This is a genomic window from Stenotrophomonas sp. 05L44_2 (assembly GCF_056665995.1).
The window spans coordinates 1-1,650 of sequence record NZ_JBFTNR010000833.1; the positions used below are offsets into that span (position 1 = coordinate 1).

A 1,650-nucleotide genomic window follows, 5' to 3' on the forward strand; every position below is an offset into this window, starting at 1 on the left:
CCTTGATGGTGGCATTGCGGATCTGCTGGATCGAGACCTTGGGGCTGACCTCGGCACTGAATGCGTGGAGTGGGGCACCCATGGCCAGCATCAGGCACAGTGCGACGGGAAGTGTCTTGCTCATTGAAGTTCCTTGAGGGCTCATGTGATGGGAAAAGTCTGGGCTTGGCGCCTTCCGTGAGATACTGGCCCAGATGTCAAATGACGATGGGATCGGGCCAAAATGACCATCCACTCAGAATCTGTGGGTACGACGGAGGTCGTCCTGCTGGCACAGCCGGGCGTCAGCGCGTTTCACCTGTCTGTCCCGCTGGCGATCTTCGGCATGTGTTTTGAGGGGCGAACGGAGTTCCGGGTACGGGTCGCCGTCGAGGGCGGCGGAGGGCCGACTTCGCACTGCTTGATGATCAGGGGTGACGGCGGACTGGAGCTCCTCGATAAGGCCGACGTCGTTGTGGTCGCAGGTTGGCCGGAGCTGGGGCAGGCGCCCTCCGAGGCGCTTCAGCACGGACTGCGCGCTGCCCATGAGCGCGGCGCCTACGTCGTTGGCCTCTGCTATGGTACCTACGCGCTGGCCTACTCAKGCCTTCTGGATGGAAAGCGCGCTGCGACCCATTGGGCAGGCGAATCGGACTTCCAGGGTAGATTTCCAAGCGTAAAGCTGGACGTGGACGCACTCTATGTAGACGAGGACAGGCTCGTCACTTCGGCCGGCACCGGCGCAGGACTGGACTGCTGCATCTACCTGGTGCGAAAGCTCTACGGAACGAAGGAGGCCAACCGCGTCGCGCGGGTGATGGTGTTGCCGCCGCACCGCGAGGGTGGGCAGGCCCAGTACATCGATCAACCCGTCCCAGACAACTCACGGGACGCCGCCCTCAGTAGTCTGATGGACGAGGTCCGGCGCAATCTCGGTGACGATCATTCCATCGACAGCCTAGCGTCAAAAGTGGCGATGAGCCGGAGAACATTCACCCGCAGGTTTGCAAAGGTCACCGGCATGACCGTTGGTGACTGGGTTCAGGCGGAACGACTTCGCCGCGCCAAGGAGCTGCTTGAGAGTTCAGCGCTGCCGATCGATGTGGTGGCAGAGAAGGCCGGGTTTCAGAGCGCGGTTTCATTCCGTCAGAGTTTCAAGCGAGCAATGCACGTGAGTCCCTCGGACTGGAGAAAGACTTTCGGGCAGTGACGCGCTCAGATGAAGGAGCACTGGATTCGTCTCAGTTGACAGTGAACCGAGCTACGCCAGATCGAGCTCTTCCAGGCACCGGCACGCTTCCCTGATGCCCGCTGCTGGCCGATAGCGGACATGTTAGCCAGCGGTGGCGTCCGGAAGGCATCTGTCTGAGGGATTCGCTCGCTAAAGTAGTCCACCCGAGCGACACAGGCTCGACATCGCCTCGGGATATCTGGACCCTGACGGCTGAGTTCGCGATCTATGCCTTCTCGCTCTTGGCGGAGAAAAGCTCTGTAGCCCAAGCGGTGAATGCTTGGACGATGGGCGATCCATAACGGTGATGCGGATACAGGATCGACACCGGCACCGACGGCGGCCGCCACTGCCGCAGCACCTCGACCAAGCTGCCATCCTGCAACTGCTTCTCCACCAATACGCGTTGCAACTGTGCCAAGCCGTATCCCTGCATGCAC

2 protein-coding genes are annotated in these 1,650 nt (G+C 61.2%); one reads left to right on the plus strand and one right to left on the minus strand.

Annotated features, from left to right (window positions below):
* The first annotated feature begins 223 nt into the window (after window positions 1–223).
* Window positions 224–1,189, plus strand: coding sequence for a GlxA family transcriptional regulator (locus AC1VAN_RS21115; RefSeq protein WP_480986669.1), 966 nt, complete (start codon window positions 224–226; stop codon window positions 1,187–1,189).
* 247 nt (window positions 1,190–1,436) lie between these two features.
* Here the strand turns inward: AC1VAN_RS21115 and AC1VAN_RS21120 are convergent.
* Window positions 1,437–1,650: LysR substrate-binding domain-containing protein (locus AC1VAN_RS21120; RefSeq protein WP_480986670.1), on the minus strand; the 214-nt coding region annotated here is incomplete at its 5' end.